This window comes from Paraburkholderia sp. HC6.4b (genome assembly GCF_014200875.1).
GTDB classification, from domain to species: Bacteria; Pseudomonadota; Gammaproteobacteria; order Burkholderiales; family Burkholderiaceae; genus Paraburkholderia; species Paraburkholderia tuberum.
On record NZ_JACHDC010000030.1, the window covers coordinates 52043 to 67875 of the forward strand.

11 protein-coding genes and 2 pseudogenes are annotated in these 15833 nt (G+C 66.6%); 7 read left to right on the forward strand and 6 right to left on the reverse strand.

What is annotated here, in order from left to right:
* The first annotated feature begins 247 nt into the window (after positions 1-247).
* From HDG34_RS35175 to HDG34_RS35195, 5 genes are all read left to right on the forward strand, one after another.
* Positions 248-1492, forward strand: coding sequence for a tyrosine-type recombinase/integrase (locus HDG34_RS35175; RefSeq protein WP_184067648.1), 1245 nt, complete (start codon positions 248-250; stop codon positions 1490-1492).
* A 226-nt stretch (positions 1493-1718) separates the two neighbouring features.
* Positions 1719-2300, forward strand: a complete 582-nt coding sequence (locus HDG34_RS35180) for a hypothetical protein (protein ID WP_184067651.1) — start codon at positions 1719-1721, stop codon at positions 2298-2300.
* A gap of 334 nt (positions 2301-2634) precedes the next feature.
* Positions 2635-3234, forward strand: a complete 600-nt coding sequence (locus tag HDG34_RS35185) for a DUF2760 domain-containing protein (RefSeq protein ID WP_184022779.1) — start codon at positions 2635-2637, stop codon at positions 3232-3234.
* The gene (locus HDG34_RS35190) at positions 3231-5078 is read left to right on the forward strand and encodes an Hsp70 family protein (RefSeq protein ID WP_184067654.1); all 1848 of its coding nucleotides are present in this window, start codon (positions 3231-3233) and stop codon (positions 5076-5078) included. The genes HDG34_RS35185 and HDG34_RS35190 overlap by 4 nt, the downstream gene beginning before the upstream one ends.
* Before the next feature lie 5 nt (positions 5079-5083).
* Positions 5084-7951: an Hsp70 family protein gene (locus HDG34_RS35195; protein ID WP_221309358.1), complete on the forward strand. Its 2868-nt coding sequence runs from the start codon at positions 5084-5086 to the stop codon at positions 7949-7951.
* Positions 7952-8060: 109 nt separating this feature from the next.
* Here the strand turns inward: HDG34_RS35195 and HDG34_RS35200 are convergent.
* From HDG34_RS35200 to argG, 5 genes and pseudogenes are all read right to left on the reverse strand, one after another.
* A pseudogene (locus tag HDG34_RS35200) lies at positions 8061-8506 on the reverse strand (3-hydroxybutyrate oligomer hydrolase family protein); the annotation flags it as partial.
* Between the two features lie 38 nt (positions 8507-8544).
* A complete protein-coding gene (locus HDG34_RS35205; protein WP_184067660.1) occupies positions 8545-9063 on the reverse strand; it encodes a RidA family protein in 519 nt (172 codons plus the stop codon).
* Between the two features lie 118 nt (positions 9064-9181).
* A complete protein-coding gene (locus HDG34_RS35210; protein WP_184067663.1) occupies positions 9182-10717 on the reverse strand; it encodes a transglycosylase SLT domain-containing protein in 1536 nt (511 codons plus the stop codon).
* A gap of 157 nt (positions 10718-10874) precedes the next feature.
* Positions 10875-11906, reverse strand: coding sequence for a diguanylate cyclase (locus tag HDG34_RS35215; RefSeq protein WP_311540826.1), 1032 nt, complete (start codon positions 11904-11906; stop codon positions 10875-10877).
* A 179-nt stretch (positions 11907-12085) separates the two neighbouring features.
* Positions 12086-13420 carry an argininosuccinate synthase gene (gene argG / locus HDG34_RS35220; RefSeq protein WP_184067666.1) on the reverse strand — a complete coding sequence of 445 codons (1335 nt, stop codon included), beginning with the start codon at positions 13418-13420 and terminating at the stop codon, positions 12086-12088.
* A gap of 300 nt (positions 13421-13720) precedes the next feature.
* On the opposite strand from argG, the pseudogene HDG34_RS35225 reads away from it, so the two are divergent.
* A pseudogene (locus HDG34_RS35225) lies at positions 13721-14040 on the forward strand (cytosine deaminase); the annotation flags it as partial.
* A gap of 44 nt (positions 14041-14084) precedes the next feature.
* Entirely contained in the window at positions 14085-15014 is a 930-nt protein-coding gene (locus tag HDG34_RS35230) for a LysR family transcriptional regulator (RefSeq protein WP_184067669.1), read from the forward strand.
* A gap of 4 nt (positions 15015-15018) precedes the next feature.
* Here the strand turns inward: HDG34_RS35230 and phnX are convergent, their stop codons facing one another.
* Positions 15019-15822: a phosphonoacetaldehyde hydrolase gene (phnX, locus tag HDG34_RS35235; RefSeq protein ID WP_184067672.1), complete on the reverse strand. Its 804-nt coding sequence runs from the start codon at positions 15820-15822 to the stop codon at positions 15019-15021.
* Positions 15823-15833: the final 11 nt, after the last annotated feature.

Below are 15833 nucleotides of genomic sequence, written 5' to 3' on the forward strand. Positions count from 1 at the left end.
GACGGCGACTATAGCGGGCGGAAAAAGAGCGCCGCCCTGCATCACTATATGCCGATCGATCGTCACCGCGTCGAAGCTTGAGCGCACCCGGCTGTTTTGCGCCAGGCGCAGCCGACTGTGTGATAGGGTTTCGCGTTTCGTCCGCAACAGAGTGGGCACTGCTTTCTTTTCAGGCAAACGCTTCTGAGAGCACCTGAGCGGAGCAGAATGACGCCAACCGGCGTGCGCCCGAGGAGTGTCCCGAACCGTGTCCAAAGCCGTGCCGAAAGCTGCCCCGAACGCTGAGCTCGCCACCGTCCAGCCCGTCGAATCGCTCGTCGTGCCGGAACTGCTCGATGGCCGCGACGGCACCAATCGCGGCGCGGCGGAAAACTCGCAGCTATCGGCGCGCAACGACCTCGACGCCGTGCGCGCCTGGCTGTCCAATTACGCGGACACCAAGACCACCTTCGACAACTACCGCAAGGAAGCGGAGCGGCTGCTGCTGTGGGCCGTCGTGCAGCTCGGCAAGCCGTTGTCGTCGCTGACGCACGAGGATCTGCTGCTGTTCAAGGCGTTCATCGCCGATCCGCAGCCGGCCACGCGCTGGGTGTCGGCGAACGGCGGCAAGTACGCGCGCGGCGACGCACGCTGGCGGCCGTTCAACGGGCCGCTGTCGCCGGCCAGCCAGCGCCAGGCGCTGATCATCCTGAACGCGATGTTTACGTGGCTCGTCAATGCCGGCTATCTGCGCGGCAATCCGATGGCGCTCCTGCGACAACGCGCGAAGCGCTCGGCGCCGCGCGTGACGCGCTATCTGTCGACCTCGCTGTGGGACGAAGTGAAGCTGTTCGTCGAGCAGCTGCCGCAAGATACCGATGCGCAACGCGCGTACTACGCGCGTTGCCGCTGGCTGACCACGCTGTTCTATTTGCAGGGCATGCGCATTTCCGAGGTGGCTGGCGGGCAGATGGGCCAGTTCTTCAGAAGGCTCGGCGCCGATGGTCAGGACCAGTGGTGGCTCGAGACGCTCGGCAAGGGCGACAAGGAGCGGATCGTGCCGGTGTCGGCCGAACTGGTTCAGGAGCTGCGCAGCTACCGCACGCTCAATGGCCTCGCCGCCCTGCCGACCCGCGCCGAGGAAACGCCGCTCGTGCTGCCGTTCAAGGGCCGCAACCGCTGCCTGTCGCGCTCGGCGATTCACGACGCGATCAAGGGCATCTTCGCGGGCGCGGCCAAGTGGCTGCGTGCGCGCGGTCCCGAATTCGCCGATCGCGCCGACGAGCTCGAGCGCGCGTCGGCGCACTGGCTGCGGCATACGGCCGGTTCGCACCAGGCGGACGGCGGCGTCGATCTGCGCACGATCCGCGACAATCTCGGCCACGTTTCGCTGAATACGACCAGTCTTTACCTCCACACCGAGGACGACGCGCGGCATACCGAGACCGTTAATCGACACCGGATGAACTGGGACGACGCGAAGTCTGAAGACGGCAATGCGGGCGGCAATTAGGCGCGGATCGGGCGGGTGAAACGCGCCGGAATTTTTGCGTTATTTCTTTCTATTTCCCAGTTGGCTCAATTCATCAGGCGATGCGCGCCGGGCATGCGTTTGCGCCTGCGCGTTTACCCGCTCGTTTCCCTGCTCATTTCCCTGGTCGTCGATTCATATCTCAAGAATGCAAAACGCCGACCGTTAAACGGGCGTCGCTCGACAAATAACCAATACAAACCGGGGAATGAACTTGAAAACCATCACCAACGCGCTGTTGGCGTCGGCTGCGTGCGCTACCTTTCTCGCGGGCTGCGTGACCAGTGGGCAAGGCCGGCTCGTCAGCGCCCCGAACCGGGTCAACGAAGTGAGCGTGACCGCGTATCAGCCGTTGCCGACCGATGTGTACGTCGCCAATGTGGTCGATCGCGATGTGGTGCTCGTCGGCGGCGATACGTATATCTGGGTCGTCGGCCGGGACGGCGTCCGGCATCGCCAGTTCTATTCTCATGGCGATCATCGCGCCGAGGTTTTCCATCGCCGTGAGGAACTGCATCGTGTGATGGCGAGCCATGACGGTCATCTGCCGGAGCATCCGGGCGGCGGCGCGCATCCGCCGCTCGGGCACCCGGGCGGCCCCGCGCCGGCGATGGCCGCGCACGGACAGCCGCCGCGAGCCGACAGGCACGCCGCCGGACCGGTCAGGTCTGCACCCGCGACGGCCACGCACGGACAATCGCGCCGCGCCGTCATGCACGTCGCCGGGCCGGTCAGGCCCGCGCCCGCACCATCGGCAAAGCGGGTGTCGAAGGATCCGAAGAAGTCGTAACGTCGCTGATAGGCGCGCTGCCAAAGCGCCTTCCTGCATCGCCCGCTTCCCCCAACTCCCCGCCAATCCCACCCCATTGCCCGCTAGAATTGCCGGCTTTGCCCGCGTCGGGCGCGCCGCAAGGCAAAATACGGGTTTTGCGCGCGCCGCACGCGCGGCCGACCCGGTCGCGAAGCGTCCCCAAGCCGTTTTCGGGCCCGGCGGTTGCATCGTCGCCCCGGGCCGCGCGCCGACCCGCAACATCACAGCCCCGCCCGGCCCGTCAGCTTCGCTGCCCGGCGCACGCGGCGCGGCGAGGACCGCTCGTCCCCAACAGAGCAGATCAGGAGCCTTTATGAGCGATTCGAATCCATCCTTCCTCGGCCGCATTTCGCTGGCCGTCGGGACGTTTTTCAGCATTCTCGGCAATGGCGACTTCGCCGCCGACGTCCTGCGCCTGCGCAACGGCGAAAAGATCGGCGCGGCCCCGGCAGCCGCCCCCGCCGCCACGCCAACCCCGGCCCCCGCCGCCGCCCCGCAACCGAAGCCGCAACCCGCGCCGGTGCTGAAGGAGGCCTCCCCCGACGCCGCGCTGCAACTGCTCGGCCTGCTGCAACGCGACGCGCGCTTCATCGATTTCGTCGAGGAAGACATCAAGGCCTATAGCGACGCCGACATCGGCGCGGCCGCGCGCCTCGTGCACGAAGGCTGCCGCGCGACGCTGCGCGAGCACTTCACGATCCGCCCGGTGCGCGACGAAGCCGAAGGCAGCCGCGTGACGCTGCCCGCAGGCTTCGACGCGAGCTCGGTCCGTTTGACCGGCAACGTGGTCGGCAGTGCGCCGTTCAACGGCAGCATCAGCCATCGGGGCTGGCGCGTCGAGGATGTGCGTCTGCCGAAGCTGGCGGACGGTCATAACGCAAAAGTCATCGCACCGGCGGAGGTGGAGCTATGAGCGACGCACGCTATTCGATCGGCATCGATCTCGGCACCACGCACTGCGCGTTGTCCTACGTGGACACGCACGCGAGCGACGGCGAGAAAACCACTCAGGACGTGCTGTCGATCGCCCAGCTCACGGGCCCCGGCGCAATCGATAATCTGCCGCTGCTGCCCTCGTTCCTGTACCTGCCGCATCCCGACGAACTGGCCTCCGGCGACCTCTACCTGCCGTGGACCGGCCAGCGCGAATTCGCGGTCGGCGAATTCGCGCGCAGCCGCGGCGCCGGCACGCCGATCCGGCTCGTGTCGAGCGCGAAAAGCTGGCTGTGCCATCCGGGCGTCGACCGGCGCGCGGGCATTCTGCCGAACGATGCGCCGCCCGAAGTCGCGCGCGTGTCGCCGCTGGAAAGCTCGGTGCGCTACCTGACGCACCTGCGCGAAGCGTGGGACCACGCGCATCCGGACGCGCCGTTCGGCGAGCAGGACGTCACCGTGACGATCCCGGCGTCGTTCGACCCCGCGGCGCGCGAGCTGACGGCGGAGGCCGCCGAGGCCGCCGGCTTCACGCGCGTGACGCTGCTCGAAGAGCCGCAGGCGGCGCTCTATAGCTGGATCCAGAAGAGCGGCGGCCAGTGGCGCAAGCAGGTCAAGATCGGCGACATCATCCTCGTCGTCGACGTCGGCGGCGGCACGACCGACCTGTCGCTGATCGCGGTGATCGAGCGCGACGGCAATCTCGAACTGCATCGCGTCGCGGTCGGCGATCACATCCTGCTCGGCGGCGACAACATGGACCTCGCGCTCGCGCACGTGGTCGCGCGCAAGCTCGCCGCGCAGGGTACCCAGGCCGACGCGTGGCAACTGCGCGCGCTCACCTACGCGTGCCGCGCGGCGAAGGAAACGCTGCTCAGCGACCCCGCCACCGACACCGTGCCGCTCGTCGTGCCGAGCCGCGGCTCGAAGCTGATCGGCGGCTCGATCCGCACCGAGCTGACGCGCGCCGAACTGACGCAGACGATCCTCGACGGCTTCTTCCCGCAGGTCGACAGCGCCGCGCGTCCGGTGAGCCGCGCGCGGGTCGGTCTGACGCAGCTCGGCCTGCCGTATGCGCAGGACGCGGGCATCACGCGGCATCTGGCGGCGTTCCTCGGGCGTCAGGTCGGCGCGCTGGCGGAACTCGAAGGGCTGCGCGAGCATGTCGCGCCCAACGCGAGCTTCCTGCATCCGACCGCGGTGCTGTTCAACGGCGGCGTGTTCAAGTCGACGCTGCTGGTCGAACGGATCATGGGCACGCTGAACGGCTGGCTCGCGACCGAAGGCGCGGCGCCAGCCCGTCTGCTCGAAGGCGCGGACCTCGATCTGGCGGTCGCGCGCGGCGCGGCCTACTACGGCTACGTGCGGCGCGGCCGCGGCGTGCGGATTCGCGGCGGCACCGCGCGCGCGTACTACATCGCGATCGAATCGGCGATGCCGGCCGTGCCCGGGCTCGAGCCGCCGGTGCAGGCGCTGTGCGTCGCGCCGTTCGGCATGGAAGAAGGCACCGACGCCGAGCTGCCCGCGCAGGAGTTCGGGCTGGTCGTCGGCGAGCCCGTGCATTTCCGCTTCTTCGGCTCGTCGGTGCGTCGTCAGGATCAGGTCGGCACGCTGCTCGATTACTGGGGCCCCGAGGAGTTGCAGGAACTCGAGGAAATCGAGGCGACGCTGCCGGCGGCCGGCCGCACCGCCGGCGAAGTCGTGCCGGTGAAGCTGCACGCGCGCGTGACCGAAGCGGGCACGCTCGAACTCGAAGCGATCCCGCGCGGCTCCGACGAACGCTGGAAAGTCGAATTCGACGTGCGCGGCAACGCGAATGCGTGATTGACATGAAGCGGTACAGCGTCGGCATCGATCTGGGCACCAGCAACACGGTGCTCGCGTACGCGCAAGCCGGATCGCAGCAGATTCGTGTGTTCGAGATCGAGCAACTCGTGAGCCCCGGCGAAGTCGCCGCGCGGCCGCTGTTGCCGTCGGTGCGCTATCAGGCGGCCGACGGCGAACTGAGCGCGGCCGACCTGCAGTTGCCGTGGTCCGGTGCGCGTGCGGCGTCGGGCCACGGCAAGGACGCGACGCAGCCGGTCGTGGTCGGCCGGCTCGCGCGGCTGCTCGGCGCGCAGGTGCCGGGGCGGCTCGTCGCCAGCGCGAAAAGCTGGCTGTCGCACGCGTCGGTCGATCGCGTCGCGCCGATCCTGCCGTGGGGCGCGCCCGACGACGTCCGCAAGATTTCGCCGCTCGACGCGAGCGCGAGCTACCTCGCGCACGTGCGCGCCGCATGGAACCAGCACTTTCCGAAGGCGCCGCTCGAACAGCAGGACGTCGTGCTGACGGTGCCCGCATCGTTCGACGAAGGCGCGCGCGCGTTGACCGTCGAAGCGGCGCGGCTCGCGGGGCTGCCGTCGCTGCGGCTGCTCGAAGAGCCGCAGGCCGCGTTCTACGACTGGCTGTTCCGGCATCGCGACACGCTTGCCGACGAGTTGGCGGACACCCGGCTCGTGCTGATCTGCGACGTCGGCGGCGGCACCACCGATCTGACGCTGATCGAAGTCGGCCTGTCCGACGACGGCGAGCCGCGCCTGACGCGCATCGGCGTCGGCAATCATCTGATGCTCGGCGGCGACAACATGGACCTCGCGCTCGCGCATCTGGTCGAGGCGCGGCTGTTGGGTGGTGCCGGCGGCGGTGCGCAGGCGCCGCAACGGCTATCGGCGGCGAGCCTGTCGCAGCTGGTCGAGCGATGCCGCGTCGCGAAGGAGCAATTGCTCGGCGCGCAGGCGCCCGAGTCGGCGCCGGTCACCTTGCTCGGCGCGGGCTCGAAGCTGATCGGCGGCGCGCGCACGACGCAGGTCACGCGCGACGAGGTCGAGAAGATCATCGTCGATGGTTTCTTGCCGCGGGTGGCCGCCGATCAGCGTCCGGGCCGGCCGCGCGGCGCGATCGTCGAATTCGGCCTGCCGTACGCGACCGATGCGGCGGTCACGCGGCATATCGCGGCATTTCTCGAACGCTTCGCCGCGCAGTCGCGCAAGGCCCTTGGGGCGGATTCCAGCACACCGGACGCATCCGGCACAGCCGCCCTGCCCGTTCCCGACACGCTGCTGCTCAACGGCGGCGTGTTCCGCGCCGACGCGCTGTCGCGGCGTCTGGCCGACACGCTCGGCGGGTGGCGCGGCGCGCCGCTCAACGTGCTGCACAACGACAACCCCGACGTCGCGGTCGCGCGCGGCGCGGTCGCCTATACGCTCGCGCGCGCGGGCTTCGCGCCGAAAATCGGCGGCGGTTCGGCGCGCAGCTATTTTCTGGTGCTCGACGAAACGCCTGCCGGCAAAGACGACGCCGAGCCGGACGCGGCGCCGGCGCAACGCGGCATCTGCCTGCTGCCGCGCGGCACCGAGGAAGGTCACGAGATTCTGATCGCGGAGCGCACGTTCGCGCTGCGGCTCGGGCATCCGGTGCGCTTTCACCTGGTGTCGTCGAGCGCGGACACCGCGTATCAGCCCGGCGAACTGGTCGACCTCGCGGGCGGGGACTTCGTGCGTCTGCCGCCGATCGCGACGATCGTCCAGCCACGCGACGGCCATCGCGCTCGCGAAACCGCCGTGCGCATCGCGACGTCGCTGACCGAGGTCGGCACGCTCGACGTCCATTGCATCGAGCTCGACGAGCCATCGCAACGCTGGCTGCTCGAATTCCAGCTGCGCCACGCCGACGCGCAAGTGGAGCTATCCGCCGAGGGCGCACCGCAACGCCACCCGGCGCTCGATCGCGCGATCGAACTGATCGACCGTTGCTTCGGCGCCCGCGCGCAAAACGTCGACCCGAAGGAGATCAAACGACTGCGCGCGCAGCTCGAACATCTGCTCGGCCCGCGCGACAGCTGGAACAGCGCGTTGCTGCGCGAACTGTTCGGCGCGCTGTGGGAGCGCGCGCGCCGCCGCCGCCGCTCGGCCGATCACGAACGGCTGTGGCTGAATCTGGCCGGCTATTGCGTGCGGCCCGGCTTCGGTTATCCGCTCGACGAATGGCGCGTCGAGCAACTGTGGACGCTGTTCGACGATGGCATCCAGTACGTGACCGACAGCCTGGTATGGTCGGAATGGTGGACGCTGTGGCGCCGCGCGGCCGGTGGCCTCGGCGAAGATGCGCAGCTGCGCGTGCTCGACGCGATGGACTATCTGCAGAAGGCCGCGCAATCGCGTCACAAGCTGCCGTTCGATGTCGCGAAGACCGGCTTCGCCGATATGGTGCGCCTGTCCGCATCGCTCGAACGGATTCCGGCCGAACGCAAGATCGAACTCGGCGAGGCGGTGCTCGCTCGCCTGAAAAAGCCCGCGGAAAACCATCAAAGCTGGTGGGCGGTCGGACGGATCGGCGCGCGCCAGCCGTTTTACGGCAGCGCCCATAGCGTCGTGCCGCCCGGGGTCGCCGCGCAATGGCTCGATGCGATCCTCGCGCTCGACTGGAAGAAGGTCGACCCCGCCGCCTTCGCGGCCGTCCAGATCGCCCGCATGAGCGGCGACCGCTCGCGCGATCTGCCCGACGCGCTGCGCGCGAGCGTCGTGCGACGCCTCGAAGCGGCGAGCGCGCCGCGCGCCTGGGTCACGATGGTCAGCGAAGTCGTCGCGCTCGATAACGCCGACGAAGGTCGCGTGTTCGGCGAATCGCTGCCGGTCGGGTTGAAGCTGATCGGCGCCTAAAGCGTTTTGCGCGGCGCGAAGCTCAGCACCGCTCGTGCGGCGTCCAGATGCACAGCAACGCGCACCCAGGCGGATACCTGTGTGCGCGCATTGCTTCAGCACGCGCCGCTCAATTCGGCACGTTCACGGCGCCATTCGTTGCGGAAATCGCATTGACACCCGGGGTCGCCGCGATCGCCGGCAGGTTGGCCGTGGTCAGCGCCGGTGCGGCTCCGGGCACGCCGCCGCGCGGTATCGTGTGGATCACCTGCGACGGCGGCAACGGCGTGCCGTTCTTCAGATGAGCCCACATCAGGTTGAGCGCCTGAAGATTGTAGTAATGCAACGGCACGAAACGCGTATCGAAACCGGCGACGCCGAGGAACGCGTCAAAGTGCTGACCGTTCGTGACTTCGTACAGCGCCAGCTTGCTCGCGCCGCCCTCGACCACCTGGTTCAATCCGAGATACGGCCGCGACGCGTGATTGATCGGCACCAGCGCATCCGCGCATCTTGCACGGTGATGGTCGGCTTGCCATGCAGATTCGCATTCACGCGAATTGCATCGACGCTGGCCTCAGACGATCGCTCGCGACAGCGGTGGCGGCACGAACTCACGCCTCGCTCGATGCAAGCGCTCGAGCGTCTCGTGGAAAAAGTTCGACTTCAGCCTCGATCTCCACGGGAATGTTGAAGGGAAGCTCGGCCAGTCCCACCGCGCTGCGAGCGTGACCACCGCGCTCCTCGCCAAAGACAGCGAGTATCAGTTCCGAAAAGCCGTTGATCACCGCGGGCTGTCGGTTGAACCCGGGTGCCGAGTTGACCATGCCGAACACCCTCGTCCAACAGGCGATGCGCTCCAGACTTCCGAGCTCGCGCTTGAGGCTGCCCAGAATAGCGAGCGCGGTGAGACGAGCCGCCACGAAGGCCTGCTCCTGCGAGACCTGACTGCCCACCTTGCCAAGTGGCTCGGCCAGCGAGCCGTCCGCGTTGGTCGGTCCATGGCCCGAGATGCAAGCCCTGTGGCCGACTATCCGCACCCATGGGAACGGAAGCGTCAGGCCGGGAGGAAGCCGCAACGGTTCCGGCAAGACGTAGCCAAGTGCGTGCAAGCGATCTTCAACGGTCGACATATTCAGACTCCACGTGAACGCCCGACGGCGTTTATTCGCGCGCGCGCCTCGACAATCGCGCAGCGGCGTGGCTGCGGCACGTCGCTGCGGTGACAGCGCTTTCAGATGCCCGCTTTACTCACGCTCCGCCCTGCTTGCGCATCTGCCCGATAGCGCGAGCGCGTGCAGCCTCGGCCTCCCGGACGAGCCGGTACGCAACGTAATATTTGAAGACATTGCGCACGTACGTCGTCGGCTCGATGCCGATTTTCTCGGCGACTACGATTTCGACATTGTTGAACCACTTGTTAGGATCGAGACCGCGCGCCGCCGCTTCCTTGCGCATTCTGGCGATCTTTGCGGGTCCTGCGTTGTAGCTTGCGAATGCGAACAGCGAGCGGTCCCGTTCCGAGAAGTGAGCATCGGGAAAGTAACGGGCCATCAGCACATCGAGATATTTCGCTCCCGCATGTATGTTGGACTCCGCCACCCTGATGTCGCCAACCGCAAGTTCCTTCCCCGTGGCTGGCATCAACTGCATGATCCCGATTGCGCCAACGTGACTGCGGGCGCTCTGGTTCAGCTGGGATTCCTGATAGCCTTGAGCCGCCAGCAAAAGCGGATCGAAGCGGTACTGCGCTCCGTATTTTTCGAAAAGACCGACCGTCTGCCCGAACCGCTTCAGCTCCGCTGACTCCGTATTGTTGGAGATCTGCTTGATGCGCTTCATTTCCTGCTGCAGACGGACTTCCGCGACACTCTGCTTCTTCACGTAATTCAGGTAGAAGTCGTTGATCGCGTCCTGCAGTTTGGGGCTCTTGAAGCGCACCGCCCAGCCGATGTAGCCTGCGTCGCGCACCGAAATATCGTTGTGCACGACGATTCCAGCCAGTACCGGCGCCCATACCTTTGCCTTCCAGTCGTCCACGACGAGGATCTGGAGCAGCCCGACATTGAGCATCTCCATCGCGTCCTCGTCCTCGAGCGCGTCGGGCAGCGGCACGAGTTTCACCGGAGCTTTGCCTTCCTTGCCAAAACGCGCGTTCAACGCGTTCAGGCTCTCGTAATAGCTGCTGCTGGGCCGCACATGGACCGTCTTACCGCTGAGATCGTCGAGCTTCGCGACGGCCGGCGACTTCGGCCCGGTCACGACCACTTCGCGTACTGCTGTCCGGTCACGCGGCGCCACGAAGTCGACCTGCTTCAGGCGGACCTCCGTGACCGTCAGATTGCCCGCGGCGATGTCGCCCCGGCCCGCTATCAGCCCCGGGAGCAACTGGTCGCGAGTCGTCGGAATGATGACCAGGGTGAGCGGACGCTTGCCGAGCGTCGCCCGGTACTTCTTGTTCACATAACGCTCGAAGTCCCGCATGAGACCGGCGGTCAGCCCACGTTCGTGACCTTGCTCATTCAGATAGAGCGTTCGACTGTAGGGAACCAGCACGCGGATCAGACGCCGGTCGAGCATGGCGTCGAAATCGCCCGTGAACGGTTGATTGCCGAGATCGATACGGCGCGCCGCGGGAGCCGACGCCGCGGCGGTTGGGGATGCCGGGAGGGCCGACGAGGCGGCCGGCTGCGCGGCGGCACTTTGGGCGGCGACGCACGCCGCGGGGCCGACGATCATGCCTGAGCAGAACGCCGCGATGTACAGCAACGTTTGAATGATGCGCATCGTAAAACACCCTGCTGTCGCACCCGGCGACTGCGTCGACGTTCACTACGCGCATCCATATTGCCACGCTGGCAACGGGTGAAAATGGGACGATGGTCCTATAAGCAATGCGCCATGACTGAAGATAGAGCCGTACCGACGCAATCGCCAACGCCCGCTACGCCATCGTCACGCGATTTCGTCCTTGATGCTTCGAGCGATACAACGCACGGTCAGCGCTCGCGAAACCGTCGCGATGCGCGGGTCGCGACAGATCGCTGATACGCGTGAGCGACGCGCCAATGCTGACCGTCACCACCCCAAGCGGCGACGCGCGATGCTCGATCGCGAGGTCCGCCACGCGCTGGCGCAGCGTTTCGAGCGTGTCTTCGAGCATCGATGGTTGCGCTTCGAGCACCAGCATTCCGAACTCCTCGCCGCCCATGCGCCCGACCACGATGCGCTCGCTGTCGGCGGCGGCCTGCATCACGGAGGCGACCAGACTCAGACAGTGATCACCGGCCTGATGACCGTAGGTGTCGTTGTACTGCTTGAACCAGTCGACGTCGACGACCACCGAGCCCATCACGTCGCCGTCGCGCGCCTCCTTCCAGCGGCGCGCGATGGTTTCGAGCAGGAAGCGCCGGTTGTACAACTGGGTGAGCGGATCGATCGCGGTGGCCGTGCGCATCTTCAGATCGTTTTCGATCATCGCGCGCAGGTGGTAAAACACGCCGCGCCGGCCCGCGTCGAGCCGGCCCGGCGCCGGGTCCATCGCGCACAGCGCGCCGACGATCTCGCCGTTCGGCGCGCGCAATGCGATCGCCGCGTAAAAGCGCACGAACGGATGACGCTTGACGAGCATGCATTCGCCGAAGCGGCTGTCGTTGTGCGCATCCTCGATCACGAACAGGTCGGCATCGCGCACCGCGTAGTCGGCGAGCGAGCGCGCACGCGTGACGAGCGGCATCGCCATGCCGACTTCCGCGCGATAGTGCTGATGCTCCTCGTCGAGCAGCACGATCGCGGTAATTGCCGCGCCGGTCACGCTCTTCAGAATCTCCGCCGCATGCGTGAAGCACTCGCGCATCACCTGGTCGTCGTGCAACAGCCACTCGATGACCGAAGACTCGACCTCGGGTTCGCCGGCGGCGGTCGAGTCGACTGGCATCCGGCTGGCGAGACGGTCGTTACTGTAAGCGAGTTGCACGGAAGGGTTCCAGAATGGGCTTAGCTTATGTCAACGGCATAGGCACGCGAAACTTGAGCACAGAATGTGGGATCGCGCCCAGGCGCCGGAGCGCATCCGGGAGCCCCAAAGAAAATGGGCCGGCTCTCGCGAGCCGGCCCATCGATCGATGCGACGTTCAGGTAATCAGACGCGCCGCCTTACTCCTTATCGCCCTTCACCTGCGGCAGCGCCGACGTCTCGTTCGACGACAGCAGGCCCACCTGCGAGTAGATGCGCAGCTTGTCGCGCGTGTCGGTGATGTCGAGGTTGCGCATCGTCAGCTGGCCGATGCGGTCGCGCGGCGAGAACGTCGATGCGACCTTTTCCATCGACAGACGCTCGGGCTGATACGTGAGGTTCGGCGACTTCGTGCTGAGGATCGAGTAGTCGTTGCCGCGACGCAGCTCGACGCTCACTTCGCCGGTGATCGCGCGCGCGACCCAGCGCTGCGCGGTTTCGCGCAGCATGATCGCCTGCGGATCGAACCAGCGGCCCTGATACAGCAGACGGCCGAGGCGGCGGCCGTTCTCGCGGAACTGCTCGATCGTGTCTTCGTTGTGGATGCCAGTGACCAGACGCTCGTATGCGATGTTGAGCAGCGCGAGGCCCGGGGCTTCATAGATGCCGCGGCTCTTCGCCTCGATGATGCGGTTCTCGATCTGGTCGCTCATGCCGAGACCGTGACGGCCGCCGATCCGGTTCGCTTCGAGCAGCAGCTCGACCGCGTTCGGGAACGTCTGGCCGTTCAGCGCGACCGGCTGGCCTTCCTCGAAGCGGATCGTCACTTCTTCCTTCGCGATCTGCACGTCGTCGCGCCAGAACGCGACGCCCATGATCGGGTTCACGATCTTGATGCCGGACTCCAGGCTTTCGAGGTCCTTCGCTTCGTGCGTCGCGCCGAGCAGGTTCGAGTCGGTCGAATACGCCTTTTCCGCCGACATCTTGTAGTCGAAGCCCGACTGGCGCATGAACTCGGACATTTCCGAGCGGCCGCCGAGTTCGTCGATGAACAGCTGGTCGAGCCACGGCTTGTAGATCTTCAGGTCCGGGTTCACGAGCAGACCGTAGCGGTAGAAACGCTCGATGTCGTTGCCCTTGTACGTGCTGCCGTCGCCCCAGATGTTGACGCCGTCGTCCTTCATCGCGGCGACCAGCATCGTGCCGGTCACGGCGCGGCCGATCGGCGTCGTATTGAAGTAGGTGACGCCCGCCGTCGAGATATGAAACGCGCCGCACTGCAGCGCCGCGATGCCTTCCGAGACCAGCTGCGCGCGGCAGTCGATCAGGCGCGCGCCTTCGGCGCCATATTGTGTGGCGCGACGCGGGATCGAATCGTAATCGTCTTCGTCGGGCTGACCGAGGTTGGCCGTGTAGGCGTACGGCACGGCGCCCTTCTTGCGCATCCAGTGCAGCGCGGCGCTAGTGTCGAGGCCGCCGGAAAACGCGATACCGACCTTCTGGCCGATCGGAAGACTTTCAAGGATTGTACTCATAAGCAGTAGCGTTAAACTCGACGTACGGGGAGATTTGGGGGTAACAGCTGAGTATCGGGCAAGCCTGGCGATCAGGCAAGTTACGCGGGAGTATACCGTGAACCGCCGTCCGGCCTTGGATTTTGCCGGTCGGCGCGGCCTCGCGCCGCAATCTCGCCGCGCCGAATTTCCGGATTAATTCACGCTGTATTTGCCGTAACGGGGGCGGATTTATTATCGTCTAAGGGTAGCATCGCGGGTTGCGTCAACGCACCGGCCGTTCACCCCTTTCATCCCGTTCATTCCCCTTGCCCGCCGCCCATGACCACGACCACCCCGCGCCCCACGACGAACGCCTCGCTGGTCACCCACGTGCGGCTCGCCGACGGCAAGCGCGCCGAGGTGTCGATCGTCGATGGCCGGATCGCCGCGCTCGGCGCCGCTCTGCCATGCGAGCCCGGTGTGCCGGTCGAGGACGGCGGCGACGCGCTGCTGCTGCCGGTTTCGTCGAAGGGCATACGCATCTGGACAAGACCAACTGGGGCTTGCGCTGGTATCGCAACGAAGTCGGGCCGAAGCTGACCGATCGCATCGAAAACGAGCGCCGCTGGCGCGCCGAAAGCGGCCACGCCGCGCGCGCATGCGCCACGCCGTCCGCTACAACAAAGACGTTTTTTGGACTCGAATGATCAATCTTTTTCAGGCCATGCAGGCCTTTGTCAAGGTGGCCGATGTCGGCAGCTTCGCGCAGGCCGCCGGGCAACTGAACGTGTCGACGTCGGTCGTCACGCGTCATGTGTCGAGCCTCGAACAGCATCTCGGCATTCGCCTGTTTCAGCGCACCACGCGCAAGGTCGTGCTGACCGAGGCCGGCGCGCAATACGCGGACGGTTGCCGCGTGCTGCTCGCCGAACTGGAGGAAGTGGAGTCGCGCGCGACCACGGCCTCGCGCGACGTGGCGGGCGACCTGCGCATCGTCGCGCTCGGCAGTTTTTCGCTGTTTCGGCTAACGCCGCTGTTCGCCGAATATCAGGCGCGCTTTCCGCAAGTCAACCTGCGCGTCACGCTGACGGAAAAACGGGTCGATCTGCTCGAAGGCGGCTTCGATGTCGGCATCGTGACCGAGCATATGATCCGCTCGGAGTCGCTGGTGGCGCGGCGTCTGATCAACTCGCACGCGGTGCCGGTAGCAGCGGGCGCGTATCTCGCGCAGGCCGGTCATCCGCAAACGCCGGCCGAACTGGACGGGCATCGGCTGATTGCCGCGCCGTTCGACACGACCGGCCCGATGTGGATCTTCCGCAAGGGTGACGGCGATGCCGAAAGCGCGAACGAGGACGGCGACGATAGCGGCGAGAGCATCGCCATCGATGCATCGTTCACGGTCAACAGCATGATCATGCAGAAGCAGGCCGCGCTGGGCGCGATGGGCATCGCGCTGCTGCCGCTCGAAATGGTCGAGGACGAGTTGCGCGCCGGCACGCTGGTGCGCGTGCTCGACGGCTATGCGGTGCTCAATGGCGACGTGGCCGTGTCGCTGGTGTATCCGAGCCGCGAGTTCGTGCCGCGCAAGGTGCGCGAGTTCATCGATCTCGCGGTCGGTTTCTTCAAGTGACGCTTCAAGGCCGCTCGCCGCGCGCGAGCCGCGCGTCGATGTCGTACACGACCGGCATCAGATCCGCGACGCTATCGATCACGTAATGCGCGCCCGCCGCCTTCAGCCTGGCCATCGCGGCGTTGCGGCGCGCGGCGAATTCGTCGGCCGGCAACGCCTTCACCTCCGCCTCGCTCATGCCGAACGCGTTGCCGCTCACCGCGACACCGACCGCCCACGTGCCGGCGTTGATGCCTTCTTCGATGCCGACCTCGGTGTCGTCGACCTTGATCGCCTCTTTCGCGCGCCACACGCCGAGCAGCGGCAGCGTCCGGTAGATCATGTACGGTGACGGCCGCCCTTCCGGCGTATCGCCGGTGCACACGATGCTGTCCGGCGCAAAGCCCTGCGCGGCCGCGCCCGGTACGATTTCGTCGATGATCTCGCGGGTATAGCCGGTCGTCGTGCCGATGCGGATATCGTTCTGACGCAAGGCGCTCGCGACTTCGGCGACGCCCGGGATCACCGCGCTGTAGCTCGCCGCGACCGCGATGTTCTTCGGCACGAACACGTCGTACACGGCGTCGATATCGGCGTCGGTCGGCGTATGGCCGTGGCGCTCGGCCCAAGCCTGCGCGACACGCGGCAGCGCCATCAGCGCCGCGATATGCGGCCGCTTGGCCATGCCCATCGGGCCGCGCGCTTCGTCGATCGTGATCGGCACGCCGAACTGCTCGAAGGTCTCGACGAAGGCGCCCATCGGCGCGCGTGAACCGTAGTCGACCACCGTGCCGGCCCAATCGAAAATCACTGCCTTCACGTGTTTCATCTGCTTGAATC

Coding starts and splice junctions, on each gene's coding strand:
- HDG34_RS35210 (WP_184067663.1), bottom strand. CDS start 10,717: ATGCGCATCATTCAAACGTTGCTGTACATCGCGGCGTTCTGCTCAGGC.
- HDG34_RS35230 (WP_184067669.1), top strand. CDS start 14,085: ATGATCAATCTTTTTCAGGCCATGCAGGCCTTTGTCAAGGTGGCCGAT.
- phnX (WP_184067672.1), bottom strand. CDS start 15,822: ATGAAACACGTGAAGGCAGTGATTTTCGATTGGGCCGGCACGGTGGTC.
- HDG34_RS35205 (WP_184067660.1), bottom strand. CDS start 9,063: ATGTCGACCGTTGAAGATCGCTTGCACGCACTTGGCTACGTCTTGCCG.
- HDG34_RS35180 (WP_184067651.1), top strand. CDS start 1,719: ATGAACTTGAAAACCATCACCAACGCGCTGTTGGCGTCGGCTGCGTGC.
- argG (WP_184067666.1), bottom strand. CDS start 13,420: ATGAGTACAATCCTTGAAAGTCTTCCGATCGGCCAGAAGGTCGGTATC.
- HDG34_RS35195 (WP_221309358.1), top strand. CDS start 5,084: ATGAAGCGGTACAGCGTCGGCATCGATCTGGGCACCAGCAACACGGTG.
- HDG34_RS35185 (WP_184022779.1), top strand. CDS start 2,635: ATGAGCGATTCGAATCCATCCTTCCTCGGCCGCATTTCGCTGGCCGTC.
- HDG34_RS35190 (WP_184067654.1), top strand. CDS start 3,231: ATGAGCGACGCACGCTATTCGATCGGCATCGATCTCGGCACCACGCAC.